Origin of the sequence: Pseudomonas sp., assembly GCF_026224925.1 — a bacterium.
Lineage (GTDB): Bacteria > Pseudomonadota > Gammaproteobacteria > Pseudomonadales > Pseudomonadaceae > Aquipseudomonas.
This window is the reverse complement of the sequence record NZ_JAMFRV010000623.1, coordinates 1-16170: the sequence shown is the minus strand read 5'-3', so window position 1 is coordinate 16170 and position 16170 is coordinate 1. Positions and strand designations below refer to the sequence as shown.

12 protein-coding genes are annotated in these 16170 nt (G+C 54.8%); 9 read left to right on the top strand and 3 right to left on the bottom strand.

From position 1 onward, the window contains the following. The first annotated feature begins 499 nt into the window (after positions 1 to 499). From pcaR to M0974_RS25915, 7 genes are all read left to right on the top strand, one after another. Positions 500 to 1342: a pca regulon transcriptional regulator PcaR gene (gene pcaR / locus M0974_RS25945; RefSeq protein WP_297843833.1), complete on the top strand. Its 843-nt coding sequence runs from the start codon at positions 500 to 502 to the stop codon at positions 1340 to 1342. Positions 1343 to 1505: 163 nt separating this feature from the next. Beyond that, a complete protein-coding gene (locus M0974_RS25940) occupies positions 1506 to 2363 on the top strand; it encodes a CoA transferase subunit A (protein WP_297843830.1) in 858 nt (285 codons plus the stop codon). Next, positions 2360 to 3142, top strand: a complete 783-nt coding sequence (locus tag M0974_RS25935; RefSeq protein ID WP_297843836.1) for a CoA-transferase subunit beta — start codon at positions 2360 to 2362, stop codon at positions 3140 to 3142. The genes M0974_RS25940 and M0974_RS25935 overlap by 4 nt, the downstream gene beginning before the upstream one ends. Next, complete coding sequence (pcaF, locus tag M0974_RS25930) at positions 3139 to 4344, top strand: 3-oxoadipyl-CoA thiolase (RefSeq protein ID WP_297843827.1); 1206 nt, start codon at positions 3139 to 3141, stop codon at positions 4342 to 4344. Before M0974_RS25935 ends, pcaF begins: the two co-directional genes overlap by 4 nt. A 140-nt stretch (positions 4345 to 4484) precedes the next feature. Further along, complete coding sequence (locus tag M0974_RS25925; RefSeq protein ID WP_297843825.1) at positions 4485 to 5798, top strand: MFS family transporter; 1314 nt, start codon at positions 4485 to 4487, stop codon at positions 5796 to 5798. Between the two features lie 65 nt (positions 5799 to 5863). Continuing rightward, a complete protein-coding gene (pcaD, locus tag M0974_RS25920; protein ID WP_297843823.1) occupies positions 5864 to 6652 on the top strand; it encodes a 3-oxoadipate enol-lactonase in 789 nt (262 codons plus the stop codon). Between the two features lie 328 nt (positions 6653 to 6980). Continuing rightward, positions 6981 to 8168, top strand: a complete 1188-nt coding sequence (locus tag M0974_RS25915; protein ID WP_297843820.1) for a DUF2235 domain-containing protein — start codon at positions 6981 to 6983, stop codon at positions 8166 to 8168. Between the two features lie 67 nt (positions 8169 to 8235). On the opposite strand, the gene adeC is transcribed toward M0974_RS25915, so the two are convergent. From adeC to M0974_RS25900, 3 genes are read right to left on the bottom strand one after another with little or no spacing between them, the layout of a single operon-like run. Next, a complete protein-coding gene (gene adeC / locus M0974_RS25910) occupies positions 8236 to 9699 on the bottom strand; it encodes an AdeC/AdeK/OprM family multidrug efflux complex outer membrane factor (protein WP_297843817.1) in 1464 nt (487 codons plus the stop codon). Beyond that, positions 9696 to 12833 carry an efflux RND transporter permease subunit gene (locus M0974_RS25905; protein ID WP_297843814.1) on the bottom strand — a complete coding sequence of 1046 codons (3138 nt, stop codon included), beginning with the start codon at positions 12831 to 12833 and terminating at the stop codon, positions 9696 to 9698. The genes adeC and M0974_RS25905 overlap by 4 nt, the downstream gene beginning before the upstream one ends. A 3-nt stretch (positions 12834 to 12836) precedes the next feature. Next, positions 12837 to 13997 carry an efflux RND transporter periplasmic adaptor subunit gene (locus tag M0974_RS25900; RefSeq protein WP_297843813.1) on the bottom strand — a complete coding sequence of 387 codons (1161 nt, stop codon included), beginning with the start codon at positions 13995 to 13997 and terminating at the stop codon, positions 12837 to 12839. A gap of 251 nt (positions 13998 to 14248) precedes the next feature. Here M0974_RS25900 and M0974_RS25895 point away from each other — a divergent pair, with 251 nt between their 5' ends. After that, a complete protein-coding gene (locus M0974_RS25895) occupies positions 14249 to 14881 on the top strand; it encodes a TetR family transcriptional regulator (RefSeq protein WP_297843811.1) in 633 nt (210 codons plus the stop codon). A 575-nt stretch (positions 14882 to 15456) separates the two neighbouring features. Beyond that, a partial coding sequence (locus M0974_RS25890) for a type VI immunity family protein (RefSeq protein WP_297843810.1) occupies positions 15457 to 16170 on the top strand: 714 nt, incomplete at its 3' end.

Here is a 16170-nt window from a genome sequence, read left to right as displayed (position 1 = left end):
GCTCGGTGATTGGGTCCACGCTTAGCGCAGTGGAGGGTCAATCACGGCGGGGCTTTATAGCCAGTCGAACGAAGTACACTATCTCGAAGATGCGGGGCGGCGTCAACTCTATGTGCGAGTTTGTTACGAGAAGATTTCTATCTGTACCGGCATTTCTTGTGACGCAGTTCCGAAGTTCGGACATGTGCAGTATCAATAGAAGTTTGGATATCCGGATTCGGTGTTTGTATTACGGGCAGTGTCGCGAGCGGTGCGGAAATAAAACGGCCTCGCTTCGTGGGCAAGGCCGTGCCGAGGGACTTCTCGTGGGTACCTGACCAGTAATTCCAAGAAGCCACTTTAATGGCGTGTGAAAGGTATAAGGATCTTGCGCACGGGTCAATTGCGATTATCGCCCGTTGGTTCGATAATCGCCCAATGTGAGTATGGCAATGCTTCATATATCTGTCTTGAACAGCTATAAATCCTGCCTGAGAGGGCAATGACAGGCGGTAACAGGATGAACGATCAACTGCGAAATTCTTTTGCTTCGCTGGCTCCGCCCATCGTCGCGTCGCCAGCTAAACGAATTCAGGCGTTAACCGGTGATCCGGATTTCATGACTTCGCTGGCGCGTGGCTTGGCGGTTATTCACGCGTTTCAGGAGCGTAAGCGCCAACTGACTATTGCACAGATCAGCCATCGCACTGAAATCCCCCGGGCCGCCGTACGACGCTGTCTGCATACACTGATCAAGCTGGGTTACGCGACCTGTGACGGTCGGGCGTATTCTCTCCTGCCGAAGGTGCTGACGCTGGGGCACGCGTATCTGTCATCGACACCACTGGCGATTTCCGCTCAACCGTACCTGGACCGCATGAGTGACCAATTGCACGAAGCCTGCAATATGGCCACGCTTGAGGGCGACGACATCTTGTACATCGCTCGCTCGGCGACCACCCAGCGCTTGATCTCAGTGGATTTGTCAGTGGGTGGGCGACTGCCAGCCTATTGCACGTCCATGGGCCGTATTTTATTGGCAGCGCTGGACGATGTTTCTCTGCATGAATACCTCGATCACGTCGACCTACAACCGAAAACCAGCCGCACGTTGTCCACGCCAGAGGCGTTGATGGAGTGTTTGCAGCACGTTCGTCAGCAAGGGTGGTGCATCGTTGATCAAGAGCTGGAACAAGGGCTGCGTTCGATTGCGGTGCCGGTTTATGATGCTTCAGGCCAAGTGTTGGCTGCGCTCAATGTCAGCACCAGCGCCGGGCGTGTCACACGTAACGAACTGGAGCAGCGGTTTTTGCCGATCATGCTGGACGCCAGTCGCGACCTGAGCACCCAGCTGTTCACCTGAATTGAATCCGAATGTGAAATTGTCGGAACAATTGGGGCGATTACCGAACAGTTAGTCGATTATCGGATTGTTTGCCCCTGCGCTCAGGCATAACCTCATTTGCAATCCAGCGCCGCCGTTTGCGCTATTTATCGATTGTGATGTTGAGTTCGGGAGCACCTCCATGGCTGAAATTATTTCTTTGCACGATGCCGTGAAGCAATTCGTCAACGATGGCGACACCGTTGCACTGGAAGGCTTCACCCATTTGATCCCTAGCGCGGCCGGCCACGAAATTATCCGTCAGGGTAAAAAAGACCTGACGTTAGTCCGCATGACCCCCGACCTGATTTACGACCAACTGATCGGCGCCGGTTGCGCGAAAAAACTGATTTTCTCGTGGGGCGGCAATCCGGGTGTGGGCTCGTTGCACCGCTTGCGTGATGCGGTGGAAAAGCAATGGCCGCACGCGATGGAAATCGAAGAGCACAGTCACGCCGACCTTGCCAACTCATATGTCGCCGGTGCCTCCGGGCTGCCGTTCGCGGTACTGCGTGCTTATGCAGGCTCCGACCTGCCAAAAGTGAATCCGCTGATCAAAACGGTGACCTGCCCATTCACCGGCGAAGTGCTGGCGGCAGTCCCGGCGGTGCGCCCGGATGTGACCGTGATTCACGCACAGAAGGCTGACCGCAAAGGCAACGTGTTGCTGTGGGGCATTCTTGGTGTGCAGAAAGAAGCAGCGTTGGCGGCCAAACGCTGCATCGTTACCGTCGAAGAGATCGTCGACAACCTGAATGCGCCAATGAACGCCTGCGTATTACCCACGTGGGCCTTGAGCGCTGTGTGCCTGGTGCCTGGCGGCGCTCATCCCTCCTATGCCCATGGTTACTACGAGCGTGATAACCGTTTCTACCAGGCATGGGATGCCATTGCCCGAGATCGCGAAAGTTTTACCGCGTGGATCGCAGAATATATTCATGGCACTGCTGACTTCGGTGAGTTCAAAGCCCGCCTGGCCAACACATCGGAGGCTAAATAATGACCTACACAACCAATGAAATGATGACGGTCGCTGCAGCCCGTCGATTGAAAAATGGCTCGGTGTGCTTTGTGGGCATTGGCCTGCCTTCCAAAGCAGCGAACTTGGCGCGGCTGACTTCCTCGCCCGACGTAGTGCTGATCTATGAGTCCGGCCCGATTGGCGCCAAGCCGACGGTTTTGCCGCTGTCGATTGGTGACGGTGAGCTGGCGGAGACCGCCGATACCGTGGTGTCCACCAGTGAGATTTTTCGTTACTGGTTGCAAGGTGGTCGAGTAGACGTTGGTTTCCTCGGCGCGGCTCAGGTCGACCGTTTTGGCAATATCAACACCACGGTGGTCGGTGACTACCACAACCCTAAAGTCCGTTTGCCGGGTGCGGGCGGTGCGCCGGAAATTGCCGGTTCGGCGAAATCGGTGTTGATCATCCTCAAGCAATCGGCACGGGCATTCGTTAACAAACTCGACTTCATTACGTCGGTCGGTCACGGCCAAGGCGGCGACTCTCGCAAGAAGCTGGGCCTGCCAGGCGCCGGTCCGGTAGGGATCATTACTGACCTGTGCATCATGGAGCCCGAGGCCGTTACTCATGAATTCGTGGTCACCACGTTGCACCCCGGTGTGACTCGCGAGCAAGTTATCGCTGCCACCGGTTGGGAAGTGCGCTTTGCCGAGAATGTCGTGTATTCGGACGTCCCTTCCGACATTGAATTGACTGCTCTGCGTGACCTGGAAGCGCGTACCGCTGCCGCTCACGGTCAGGCGCCAGGAGAAGCATGATGCGCGACGTTTATATCTGCGATGCGATCCGTACACCCATCGGCCGATTTGGTGGCGGCCTGTCAACGGTGCGCGCTGATGATTTGGCCGCCGTGCCGATTAAGGCATTGATGGAGCGCAATCCCACAGTGGATTGGAGTCAGGTTGACGAAGTTTTTTTCGGCTGCGCTAACCAGGCCGGTGAGGACAATCGCAACGTTGCGCGAATGGCGGCGTTGCTCGCTGGCCTGCCGGAAAGTGTTCCGGGTGTCACCCTTAACCGGCTATGCGCATCGGGAATGGACGCTGTTGGCAGTGCGTTTCGAGCTATCGCCAGTGGCGAAATAGAGTTGGCGATTGCCGGTGGCGTCGAGTCCATGTCTCGCGCGCCTTTTGTCATGGGTAAAGCGGATGCGGCGTTCTCTCGCAACATGAAGCTGGAAGACACCACGATTGGCTGGCGTTTTATCAACCCGTTGATGAAGGCCCAATACGGCGTCGATTCCATGCCGCAGACAGGCGATAACGTGGCCGAGGATTACGGGATTTCCCGCGCCGATCAGGATGCCTTTGCGTTGCGCAGTCAGCAGAAGGCAGCCATTGCTCAGGCCGCTGGTTTTTTCGACGAAGAAATTGTGCCGGTGCGTATTGCCCATAAAAAAGGTGAAACAGTCGTCGCTCAGGATGAACACCTGCGGGCTGACACCAGCCTTGAGACATTGGCCAAGCTTAAACCGGTCAACGGCGCAGACAAAACCGTCACCGCCGGCAATGCCTCCGGCGTCAATGACGGCGCGGCAGCAATGATTCTGGCGTCTGCCGAAGCAGTGAAGAAACACGGTTTGACTGCCCGTGCCCGCGTTCTGGGTATGGCCAGCGCCGCCGTCGCGCCCCGGGTAATGGGCATTGGCCCGGTGCCTGCGGTCCGTAAATTGGTCGAGCGTTTGGGCTTGGCAGTCACTGATTTTGATGTGATCGAGCTTAACGAAGCGTTTGCCAGCCAAGGCCTGGCGGTGTTGCGTGGGCTGGGTATCGCCGACGATGCACCGCAGGTGAACCCCAACGGTGGCGCAATTGCGCTGGGGCACCCACTGGGCATGAGCGGCGCGCGCCTGGTGCTGACCGCACTGCATCAACTGGAAAAAGCCGGTGGTCAGAAGGCTCTTGCAACTATGTGCGTCGGTGTCGGCCAAGGAGTGGCGTTAGCGATCGAACGCGTCTGATCTCGCCGCTTACAACTATCCAGAACAAGGCCTGATTCAACTAAGGCGCAACTTGTTCTGGATGTTTGCGTTTTGTGGCGTGGGTCGGTAACAGAATATGTCTAGAATGGGGGCAGTGACCCCCTCAGAGTGAGCTTTAAATGACAACAACAACTACAGCCATACCCGAGCCAGCACATTACACCTCGGAAGAACGCAAAAAGCGCATCTTCGCCATCGTCGGTGCCTCATCGGGCAACCTGGTTGAGTGGTTCGATTTTTACGTTTACGCTTTTTGCGCGATTTACTTTGCGCCCGCGTTTTTCCCGTCTGACGATCCGACTGTTCAACTGCTGAACACCGCCGGTGTATTTGCCGCGGGTTTCTTGATGCGTCCGATTGGCGGCTGGTTGTTTGGTCGAGTGGCTGACAAACATGGCCGCAAAAACTCGATGATGATTTCGGTATTGATGATGTGCGCCGGCTCACTGGTCATCGCCTGTCTGCCCACTTATGCCTCTATTGGCGCATGGGCCCCTGCGCTGTTGTTGGTGGCGCGGTTGTTTCAAGGCTTGTCAGTGGGCGGCGAATACGGCACCACGGCGACCTATATGAGCGAAATCGCCCTCAGAGGCCAGCGTGGTTTTTTCGGTTCGTTCCAATACGTGACGTTGATCGGCGGACAATTGTTGGCGGTGTTGACGGTGGTGATCCTTCAACAATTCCTCGACGCTGATGAGTTGAAAGCTTATGGCTGGCGGATTCCGTTTGTGATTGGCGCCATCGCAGCGTTGATTTCGTTGTTCCTGCGTCGCACGCTCAAAGAAACCAGCAGTGCAGAAATGCGTAAGGACAAAGATGCCGGCAGTATTTCGGCCTTGTTCCGCGATCACAAAGCGGCATTCATCACCGTATTGGGCTACACCGCGGGCGGCTCGCTGATTTTCTACACCTTTACTACTTACATGCAGAAATACCTGGTGAACACCGGTGGTATGACCCCTAAAACCGCCAGTTACATCATGACCTGCGTGCTGTTCCTCTACATGTGCATGCAGCCATTGTTCGGCATGCTGGCGGACAAAATCGGTCGTCGTAGCTCGATGCTGTGGTTCGGCGCGCTTGGCACGATCTGCACCGTACCGATCCTGATGACGCTCAAGACAACCACCAATCCGTTCATCGCGTTCGGGTTAATTACGTTCGCCTTGGCGATTGTCAGCTTTTACACCTCGATCAGCGGCTTGGTGAAGGCTGAAATGTTTCCGCCACAAGTTCGCGCCTTAGGTGTAGGGCTGGCGTACGCTGTCGCCAACGCCATCTTTGGTGGCTCGGCTGAATACGTCGCGTTGAGTCTCAAGAGCGTGGGTATGGAGAATAGCTTTTACTGGTACGTGACGGTCATGATGGCGGTCGCCTTCCTGTTCAGTTTGCGCTTGCCGAAACAACCCTCTTACCTGCACAACGATCATTGATCCAGCTGCGCGCTGCCCTTTGGCGCGCGTCTTTCAGACACCACGTGTAAGTGACGGAGACTGTAATGGCATTTTTACAACTCGGCGATGGTGAGTTGCATTATCAACTTGAAGGTCCAGAAGATGCGCCGGTTCTGGTGTTGTCCAACTCTCTGGGCACCAATCTGGACATGTGGGACACCCAGATGCCGACCTTCATCAAGTACTTCCGGGTGTTGCGTTATGACACTCGGGGGCACGGTCGCTCGCTAGTAACCCCAGGTCCCTACACCATCCGACAGCTCGGGCTCGATGTGTTGACGTTGTTGGATGGACTGGCGATTCGCCAGGCGCATTTCTGTGGGTTGTCCATGGGTGGCCTGATCGGTCAGTGGCTGGGGATTCACGCCAACGACCGGTTGCACAAGTTGGTGCTGTGTAACACCGCGGCGAAAATAGGCGGCCCTGAAATGTGGAACCCGCGCATTGAAACTGTTCAACGCGGCGGGGTTGCGGCGATGGTCGCGTTGCGTGATGCGTCAATCGCACGCTGGTTCACTCCGGACTTCTCAGCAGCCAACCCGGACACGGTCAAACGCATCACAGATATGCTCGCCGTTACGTCACCCGAAGGCTATGCCGCCAGCTGCGCCGCCGTGCGCGACGCAGACTTTCGCGAACACTTGAATTTAATCAGCGCGCCGACATTAGTGATCTCCGGCATTCATGACGCGGTAACCCCACCTGTAGGCGGGCGGTTTCTCAATGAGCACATTGCGCAGTCACTGATCGAAGAAGTTCACGCCGCGCACCTTTCGAACGTGGAAGCGGGGGATGTGTTCACCAGCCATGTGCGGGAATTTTTGTTGAGTTGAGCTTCGCCAACACGTTGGCTACAGGCGATTTATGGACTACGCAGGTCCAGCGCCATGTCGAAAATCTGTGGGACCAACCGGGGCGCGTAGCTTTGTTCGGGAAGCCGGCGGCTCGGTTTTTCTGAAACACTGCGGTGTTGTATTCGCGAACAAGTTCGCTCCCACCGAATCGGGGTCAGGACTAGCACCCTTTGTAGGCGCCGGCTTGTGGGCGAACGGTTGTGTTATGAGGCCCTCTGACATATAGACGTAAGATTGGGGTGAGCATCTAATGCTTGGGCCTGTTAAAGGCAACCGCATGCTCAATCACGTTGAAAGGAATCACGTCATGTCTGGTGTCAAACGCATTGCCCTGTTTCTCGACGGTACTTGGAATACTGTCGACGACAATACCAACGTCTTTCGCATGAAATCACTCTGTGCAAAAACGCCCGAACAGCTTTGCTATTACAGTGCTGGAGTCGGCACGCAGGCGGGGCAACGGCTTACCGGTGGCCTGTTCGGTATTGGTCTCAATGAAGAGGTGGAGAGTGCCTACGAGTGGCTGGTTGATCATTATGAGGTGGGTGCGCAGATATTCATTTTTGGATTCAGTCGCGGTGCATTCACGGCACGTAGCCTGGCTGGCTTTATCTCAAAATGCGGACTTCTCAAACAAGGCTCGCCTGTATCGATGAAGCAACTGTATGCCCGCTATCGCCGGGGCGATGCAACCTCTATTCTCAAATTGGCCCATGTAACCGATAGTGAATTATTGCCGGAAGATCGTTGGATCAAAACGTACTCTCGTTCGATTCCGCTCTGGTTTCAAGGCGTGTGGGACACTGTTGGTGCTCTCGGCGTACCTCTGCCCTGGTTGCCTAATGCGAGCAGCAAAGATTTCGCCTTTCTCGAAACGGATCTACGAATCAATGACTCGCATGCCTATCATGCACTGGCGATCGATGAACATCGCAAAGCTTTTGCTCCAACACTGTGGACAAAAAGCACACCGAAAGAAGTTGCGGGCCCTGCACCTCGGTCGATGGATTACGTTGAGCAGCGTTGGTTTGTAGGTGCACATGCCAACGTCGGGGGAGGGTACGAAAACGATTTGCTGGCACAGATTCCTTTGAAATGGCTGATGGACAAAGCCGTTGCTCACGGGCTTGTTTTTACCGACAACGTTGTTCTCGATGGAGACGCAAATACCTGTCTCATCCGAGACTCCTACGCTGAAATGGCAGGTGGCATTTACAAGTTGCTAACCGTGAATAAACCCTTCTATCGAACGATCAGTGCTGAACCAATCGACACGACGACGAATGTCACGACCACCATCAACGAAACAATCGATTCATCCGTTTTTGATCGATGGCGGAAAATTTCAGATTATCGCCCGAAGAATCTCGTCGACTGGGCACAACGCCGCACAGTTGATCCGCGGGATCTTAACTCATCGGTTTCCGCCTCCTCAGCGCTAACAGTTGATCCTGCCCCGTTAGCAGTCAACATACTCCCGCTGGTTAGCGGATAGGCCTAAGCCTTTTATATCCCCATAAAAAAACCCACCAATCGGTGGGTTTTTTCATGCAGCGTAGAAACTAGAACAGTCTGGTTTCAGGAACGTCGCCGGTGACAGGTTTGTTTTGTTTGGCGGTTTGTTCGTACCAACCGCCGCCCAATGCCTTGTACAGATTAACTTCACTGGTTAGCTGCGACAGGCGATCACTGATCAACGACTGCTGCGCACTGAACAACTGGCGCTGAGCGTCGAGGAAGGTCAGGTTGCTGTCGATGCCGATACGATAGCGACGTTCAGCCAACCGGTAGTAGTCCTGGTTAGCGGTCACGAAATCACGTTGCGCCTGGAGTTGTTCGTTGAAGGTTTGGCGTGAAGCCAAGCCGTCAGAGACTTCCTGGAACGCGGTCTGAATGGTTTTTTCGTAGTTGGCGACACCGATGTCTTTTTGGATTTTTGAGTAATCCAGGCTTGCACGCAGGCTGCCGGCGTTGAAGATTGGCAGGTTAATCTGCGGCTGGAACAACCATGTGCCAGAACCGCCCTTGAACAGGCCGGACAGCTCAGAGCTACCGGTACCGGCGCTGGCAGTCAGGCTGATGCTCGGGAAGAATGCTGCACGGGCCGCGCCAATGTTGGCGTTAGCAGCCTTGAGCTGATGCTCTGCTGCAAGGATGTCGGGGCGACGTTGCAGCAAGTCCGACGGCATACCCGCCGGCATTTCGGCAAGGACGTCAGTACTGAGCGGCTGGCTCGCGGGCAGATCTGCTGGCAGGCCAGTGCCCAAAAGCAATGTCAGGCTGTTCACGTCTTGAGCAACCAAGCGTTGATACTGCGCGAGCTTGACCCGAGCGCTTTCGACCGAGGTGCGCGACTGCGCCAAGTCTAGAGCCGACGACACACCGACTTCGCTGGTGCGCAAGGTGAGCTTGTAGCTCTCCTCGAACGCCTTCAGCGTGTCTTGAGTCAGTTTGAGCTGCTCTTTATCCGCAACCCAAGTCAAGTAAGCATTTGCCACGTTGGCCACCAGACTGATCTGGGTAGTGCGGCGCGCTTCTTCGCTGGAGAAATACGTCTCCAACGCTTGTTGGCTCAGGCTACGAACGCGACCAAACAGGTCCAACTCATAGGCGCTGATGCCCAGCGTCGCTGAATACTCACCACCTACAGTCGCTTTACCGGTCTGCGACAAGTCGGCCGGGGTGCGCGAACGGGCAGCACTGCCATTAGCCGAAACCGCTGGGTACAGATCGGCACGCTGGATACGGTACTGCGCACGGTAGGCATCGATATTCAGTGCCGCGACACGCAGATCACGGTTGTTGACCAGCGACGTCTGAATCAGCTGTTGCAAAGCCTGATCCTTGAAGAATTGACGCCAGCCTTGCTCGGCCGCTGCGACATTGGCCGCTTCGGTCGGCGAATACGCCGGACCTTGCGGATATTGTGCAGGAATCGGCGCCGCCGGCTGCATGTAATCAGGGATCAACGAGCAGCCGCTAAGAATGAACGCGGCGACTGCCAGAGAGATCAGGGACTTGCTCATTGGCCAGCCTCATCGTGTGGGATTTTTTTCTGTTTGGTCTTGAACAGCGAGGACACCGAAACGAAGAACAATGGCACCCAGAAGATTGCCAGAACAGTCGCGGTAATCATACCGCCGATTACCCCGGTACCGATCGAGTGCTGACTGCCAGAGCCTGCTCCGGTGGAGATGGCCAAGGGAACCACGCCGAGGATAAACGCCGCAGACGTCATCACAATCGGTCGCAGACGCATCCGACATGCTTCGATCGCAGCTTCTGTGTAGCTCTTGCCCTGTTCGTGCAGCTCTTTGGCAAATTCGACGATCAGAATGGCGTTTTTCGCCGACAACCCGACCGTTACCAACAAGCCTACCTGGAAGAACACGTCGTTGGACAACCCTCGCAAACTGGTGGCCATCAACGCACCGATAACCCCCAATGGCACCACGAGCATGACCGCGATCGGAATCGACCAACTTTCATACAAGGCCGCCAGACAGAGGAACACGATCAGCAGCGAAAGGGCATACAACGTTGGCGCTTGAGACCCCGACAGACGCTCCTCGTAGGACAAACCGGTCCATGAGTAGCCAATACCCGCCGGAAGTTGCTTGGCAAGCCTTTCAACTTCATCCATTGCTTGGCCAGTACTGTAACCCGGCGCCGGTGTACCGAGTATTTCTTCAGCCGTTACGCCGTTGTAACGCGACAGTTTCGGTGAGCCGTAAACCCATGTGCCGGAGGCAAACGAAGCAAATGGAACCATGGTGCCGGTCGCACTGCGCACGTACCACTTCTTCAAGTCTTCAGGCGTCATCCGCGCGCTGGCTGTACCTTCAATGAACACCTTTTTGACCCGACCGCGGTCGATGAAGTCATTGACGTAGCTACCACCCAGTGCAACGGACAAGGTGGTATTGATGTTCGTCGTCGTCACACCCAAGGCGTTGGCGCGTTCGTCATCAATCACCAGTTGGAACTGAGGTTCATCGTTCAAGCCGTTAGGCCGGACACCTGCCAGGATCTTGCTTTGCGCAGCCAGCCCAAGGAACTGTGCACGCGCTTCCATCAACTTGGTGTGGCCGACACCACCCTGATCTTGCAGGTAGAAGTCGAAACCAGTGGCGTTACCCAGTTCAAGTACCGATGGCGGAACCACGGCGAAGGTCAGCGAGTCACGGAAGCTGAAGAAGTGTGCCTGAGCACGCTTGGCCAGTTCGAAAACGCTATTGGACGACCCAGGACGTTCATCCCACGGTTTCAGCAAGATAAACGCCAAGCCCGAGCTTTGACCGCGACCGGCAAAGTTGAAGCCGTTTACCGTGAACACCGATTGCACCGACGAGGATTCACTGTCGAGCAAGTAGGAGCGCATTTTGTCGAGAACGACCTGAGTACGTTCTGCGGTTGAGCCTGCCGGGGTCTGCACTTGGGCGAAAATAACCCCTTGGTCCTCTTCCGGAAGGAACGCGCTTGGGATGCGGGTGAACATCCAAACCATCCCAGCGACAATCAGTACATAAATCAGGAACGCCGGGATCTTGTGCTTGATCATGTTGCCGACGCCGCGCTCGTAGCTGACTACGCCGCGGTCGAAGTTACGGTTGAACCAACCGAAGAAACCGCGTTTAGGCTGACCGTGTTTCTCTTGGTCGATTGGCTTAAGCATGGTTGCACAGAGTGCTGGGGTGAAGATCAGTGCGACCAGTACCGAGAGAGCCATGGCCGAAACGATGGTGATCGAGAACTGCTTGTAGATCACACCGGTGGATCCGCCGAAGAAGGCCATGGGCAGCAGAACTGCTGACAACACCATCGCGATACCGACCAATGCGCCCTGAATCTGAACCATGGATTTGACCGTGGCATCTCTGGGAGAGAGATGCTCCTCGGCCATCACCCGCTCGACGTTCTCTACCACCACAATCGCATCGTCCACCAGCAAGCCGATGGCCAACACCACACCGAACATTGTCAGGGTGTTGATGGTGAAGCCTGCCGCCGCGAGGATACCGAAGGTACCCAACAGCACGACCGGGATGGTCATGGTAGTAATCAGCGTGGCGCGCAAGTTCTGCAAGAACAGGAACATCACCAGGAACACCAGGACAATCGCTTCGATCAGGGTGTGAACCACACCGCTAATCGATTCGGTGATCACTGGCGTGGTGTCATACGGGTAAACCGCTTTCATGCCAGGCGGGAAGAACGGCTCTAGCGAAGCAACCGTAGCCCGGATCGCTTTAGACGTGTCCAGTGCGTTGGCGCCGGTCGCCAGTTTGATGGCGAGACCGGAAGCAGGTTTGCCGTTGAACTGTGCGCTGACGCTGTAGTTTTCACCACCCAGAGCAACATCGGCAACATCACCCAGCCGGACCTGCGAACCATCCAGGTTCACTTTGAGCAGGATGTTTTTGAACTGTTCAGCGGTTTGCAGACGGGTTTTGCCGATGATGGTCGCGTTCAGTTGCTGACCAGGAAGTGCTGGAAGGCCGCCGATTTGACCGGAAGAAATCTGCACGTTCTGCGCCGCAACTGCTGCCGACACGTCTACCGGCGTTAGCTGGAAGTTGTTCAGTTTGGCTGGGTCGAGCCAGATACGCATGGCGTACTGCGCACCGAAGACCTGGAAGTCACCTACCCCTGAGGTTCGCGAGATAGGGTCTTGCATGTTCGAAACAATGTAGTTGGCCAAGTCATCCTTGGACATGCTGCCATCTTCAGACACCAAGCCGATAACCAGCAGGAAGTTTTTCACCGCCTTTGTTACGCGAATCCCTTGTTGCTGCACTTCTTGCGGAAGCAGGGGGGTCGCCAGGTTCAGTTTGTTCTGCACTTGAACCTGCGCGATGTCCGGGCTTGTGCCCTGGTTGAACGTCGCGGTGATGGTCATGCTGCCGTCGGAGTTACTTTCCGAGCCAACGTAACGCAGGTTGTCGATACCGTTAAGTTGCTGCTCGATTACCTGAACCACGGTGTCCTGCACGGTCTGTGCAGAGGCGCCTGGGTAGGTAACCGAAATCGCGATCGCGGGTGGTGCAATGGCCGGATATTGGTTGATTGGCAATGTTTTAATTGCCAATGCCCCGACCAACATAATCATCAGGGCTATTACCCAGGCGAAAATCGGCCGGTCGATAAAAAATTTCGACATGAATTACTCCCCTTTACTGCTCGCGGCTTTATCAGTAGCCGGTGCAGGTGCCGGGTTAGCTGGACTGACGTTAGTCGCCTCGGTCGCTTTCACTTCCGCACCAGGTTTGACGTACTGCAAGCCTTCAGTAATCACTCGATCGCCTGGTTTCAAACCACTATCAACCAGCCAGTCGCTGCCGGTAGTGGTTGAAGCAGTGAGTTGACGCAATTCAACCTTGTTGTCTGCGTTCACGATCAACGCTGTTGGACTGCCTTTCAGGTCACGGGTAATACCTTGCTGGGGTACTAGAATGGCTGCCGAATTAACGCCCGCCTGCAATTGAGCGTGAACAAACATGCCCGGCAGTAAGGTGTGATTCGGGTTAGGGAATCGAGCGCGCAGGGTGACCGAACCCGTGGTTTGGTCGACCGACACTTCTGAAAATTCCAATTTGCCTTGCAGCGGGTACTTGCTGCTGTCTTCCAGTGTCAGGCTGACCACAGCAGCGTTGTCACCTGCCTTCTGCAGTTGACCGCTTTCCAATTGATGACGCAGTTTCAATAGGTCTGCGGACGATTGGGCGACATCGACGAAAATCGGATCAAGCTGGGTAATAACAGCCATTGCGTCGGTCTGGGCAGCGTTGACCAAAGCGCCTTCGGTCACGGCCGAGCGACCAATACGACCCGAGATAGGGGCCAGAACCTTGGTGTAGCGCAGATTGATTAGAGCGGTTTGCAGGGCTGACTCTGCTTCTAGGCTGCTGGCTCTCGCCGTGTCGTATTCCTGACGGCTTACGGCTTGCTCATTGACCAATTGCTTATAGCGATCAGACAACGACTTGGCGGACTGTAAGGTCGCCTTGGCGCTGTTGGCGGTCGCTTCATAGATGGCTGGGTCAATTTGATAGAGCTGGTCGCCCGCCTTGACATCGCCACCCTCGGTAAACAAGCGCTTGAGAATAATGCCGTTAACCTGAGGACGGACTTCAGCAATGCGGAATGCAGTGGTGCGTCCCGGCAAGTCAGTAACCTGGGTGTAGGCTTGAGTTTTGACGGTGACTACTCCGACCTGAGGAGGTGGTGGGGCAGACGCCGCCTCTTGCTTTTGATTACATCCGCTCAGCAGTGAAGCCAAGGCAACGGCGGTAACCAGAACGGAAACAGCTGGCTTGAAATGCATGAAAATCCTCGGGTCAGGAGCGTGAGTTGCTCGTGAAAGTGAAAAGGGCAAAAAGCGATTTCGGCTAGATAAGTAGTATGCTAATGAATATACTTACGTTCATGGTTGTTTGTAAATACCCAAGCCTGCGACAATCCAGCACGGCGGGGTAGGAATTGTAGGCCCGGGACAAGGCAATACAAAGGCTGCCCGGTACGGTCTCTGGTGATTGAAATGAAAGCCAGAGACATCTTGATTGAGGTTTTACTGCCATGGTTCGTCGCACCAAAGAGGAAGCTCAGGAAACCCGAAGCCAGATTCTGGAAGCTGCCGAGAAAGCTTTTTATGATCGCGGTGTGGCGCGCACCACGCTTGCTGACGTCGCGGCGCTCGCGGGGGTGACCCGGGGTGCTATCTATTGGCATTTCAGCAATAAAGCGGATTTGGTTCAGGCGATGCTCGACAGCCTTCATGAGCCCCTTGAAGAGCTGGCAAAAGCCGGCGAAAGCGAAGACGAAGTCGACCCGCTGGGCTGCATGCGAGAGCTGCTTATAAAATTGTTTCATCAAGTTGCACTGGATCCAAAAACCCGTCGCATAAATGAAATTCTGTTTCATAAGTGCGAATTTACCGATGAAATGTGTGATTTACGACGTCAGCGGCAAATTGCCACACGTGATTGTAATGACCGTATTGGCACCACTCTGGCCAACGCCGTCCGAAAGGGCCAGCTGCCAGCTACGTTGAACACGGTCCGCGCATCGATCTGTCTGCATGCCTATATCGATGGCATTCTCGGTCAGTGGCTACTGATCCCGGATAGCTACGCGCTGAGCGCTGATGCCGAGCAATTGGTCGACACCGGGTTGGATATGGTGCGCCTGAGCCCTATGTTACGAGGCTGAGCGGCGACTGATGTGCACTCCGAACGAATATAGACGGATGGTGCTTTGCCTGCACTTATATCTTCGTATGGAGTGTTTGAATAGTTAGTTTACTAAGTATTTACCTCTGGTTTGAAGGTATACATAAGTGTGTACAGCTCTCTCGTTAGAGAAATTGACCTGCTGGTCAAAGGTATAGCACTTATCTGTTTGGTTGTGTTTCTGTTTCCACTAGGCGGCATCGCCGCGATTTGCCCCCAGCGTCCGGGGCTGCAACGGTTGCGAGTGATTTGCCTGAGCGGGGCTCCGCCTTTTTTAACACAGATTTGCGCTACATCCCGCTGGCAGTGAAGTCTCTGCGGTGAGTTTTCTGCTTACGCGCAAAAAAATCGGCAGTATCGACAGTCCCGAGATCCATTACCTCGCTGTGACATGGGGTCAAAAAAAGCGCTGAAGCACGTATAATTTGTAGGATCTTTGTAGGGCGATTCTTGATCTATGTAGCTGATTTCCTAAACTAATTAGTGAGTATTGCTCGTCCTCGAAAGACCGTTCAGTCTCCGCAGTCAGAAACTACAGATTGAGGGGGACAGGGCGTGTCAGACCAAACCTCTGATGACGTAAATCCTATGACTAGGCTTACGGATCAGGCCACAAAATTTGCAATAAATTCTCTTAAAGGTGAGCCTATCGTTCGCCTTGGTCTCACCGTTACGTTGTTTTTTAAACATGGGGAGACTGCGGAAATTAAACAGCGTGTTGCTGAATGTTTTGCTGAGTTTCGCGAGGCATTCAAAGTTCAGCTTAAATGGCAGTTTTACAAAACACTGCGCAAAATGACGGCCAGTAGTTTCGCCAATTGCCGCCGCAGGATTCTTGCAAGTTCACCGGATGAGCAGTTCATTTGGTCGATTGGCAGCGGTACGTTGCAACAAGTTGCCGAACACAGGATGTTCGTCATGAACACCCCCTTGAGTCAGGCACCCTTTGACCGTTCCTGTTTGAAGATGGTTTTGCCCTGGACGATTTTGCTTGAACCCCAGGGCGCCCAGCGTTACGAGCGATGGCTTAAATTCTTGTGCGATCAGGTAAGCGCTGAACACGGCTACGGTGGGCTGGCGTGTACGCTTCCCTACGACGGTCAGCAGCACTTTCCGCAGGAGTATGTATTGGCAAACCAATACATCGGTTTAATGGTCGATCCGTTGCCCCATGTAGAAAGCTTGCGGTTGACTGACCATATCAAAGGCGTGAATTGGTTCACGGTCTTGGGCCGCCGATTCGTCAACCAATTGGGCGGCAGCGACGCG

Excerpts from the sequence above, each read along its gene's own strand:
- pcaD (WP_297843823.1), top strand. The coding sequence starts at position 5,864 with ATGGCATTTTTACAACTCGGCGATGGTGAGTTGCATTATCAACTTGAA.
- M0974_RS25915 (WP_297843820.1), top strand. The coding sequence starts at position 6,981 with ATGTCTGGTGTCAAACGCATTGCCCTGTTTCTCGACGGTACTTGGAAT.
- M0974_RS25940 (WP_297843830.1), top strand. The coding sequence starts at position 1,506 with ATGGCTGAAATTATTTCTTTGCACGATGCCGTGAAGCAATTCGTCAAC.
- pcaF (WP_297843827.1), top strand. The coding sequence starts at position 3,139 with ATGATGCGCGACGTTTATATCTGCGATGCGATCCGTACACCCATCGGC.
- adeC (WP_297843817.1), bottom strand. The coding sequence starts at position 9,699 with ATGAGCAAGTCCCTGATCTCTCTGGCAGTCGCCGCGTTCATTCTTAGC.
- pcaR (WP_297843833.1), top strand. The coding sequence starts at position 500 with ATGAACGATCAACTGCGAAATTCTTTTGCTTCGCTGGCTCCGCCCATC.
- M0974_RS25895 (WP_297843811.1), top strand. The coding sequence starts at position 14,249 with ATGGTTCGTCGCACCAAAGAGGAAGCTCAGGAAACCCGAAGCCAGATT.
- M0974_RS25900 (WP_297843813.1), bottom strand. The coding sequence starts at position 13,997 with ATGCATTTCAAGCCAGCTGTTTCCGTTCTGGTTACCGCCGTTGCCTTG.
- M0974_RS25925 (WP_297843825.1), top strand. The coding sequence starts at position 4,485 with ATGACAACAACAACTACAGCCATACCCGAGCCAGCACATTACACCTCG.
- M0974_RS25905 (WP_297843814.1), bottom strand. The coding sequence starts at position 12,833 with ATGTCGAAATTTTTTATCGACCGGCCGATTTTCGCCTGGGTAATAGCC.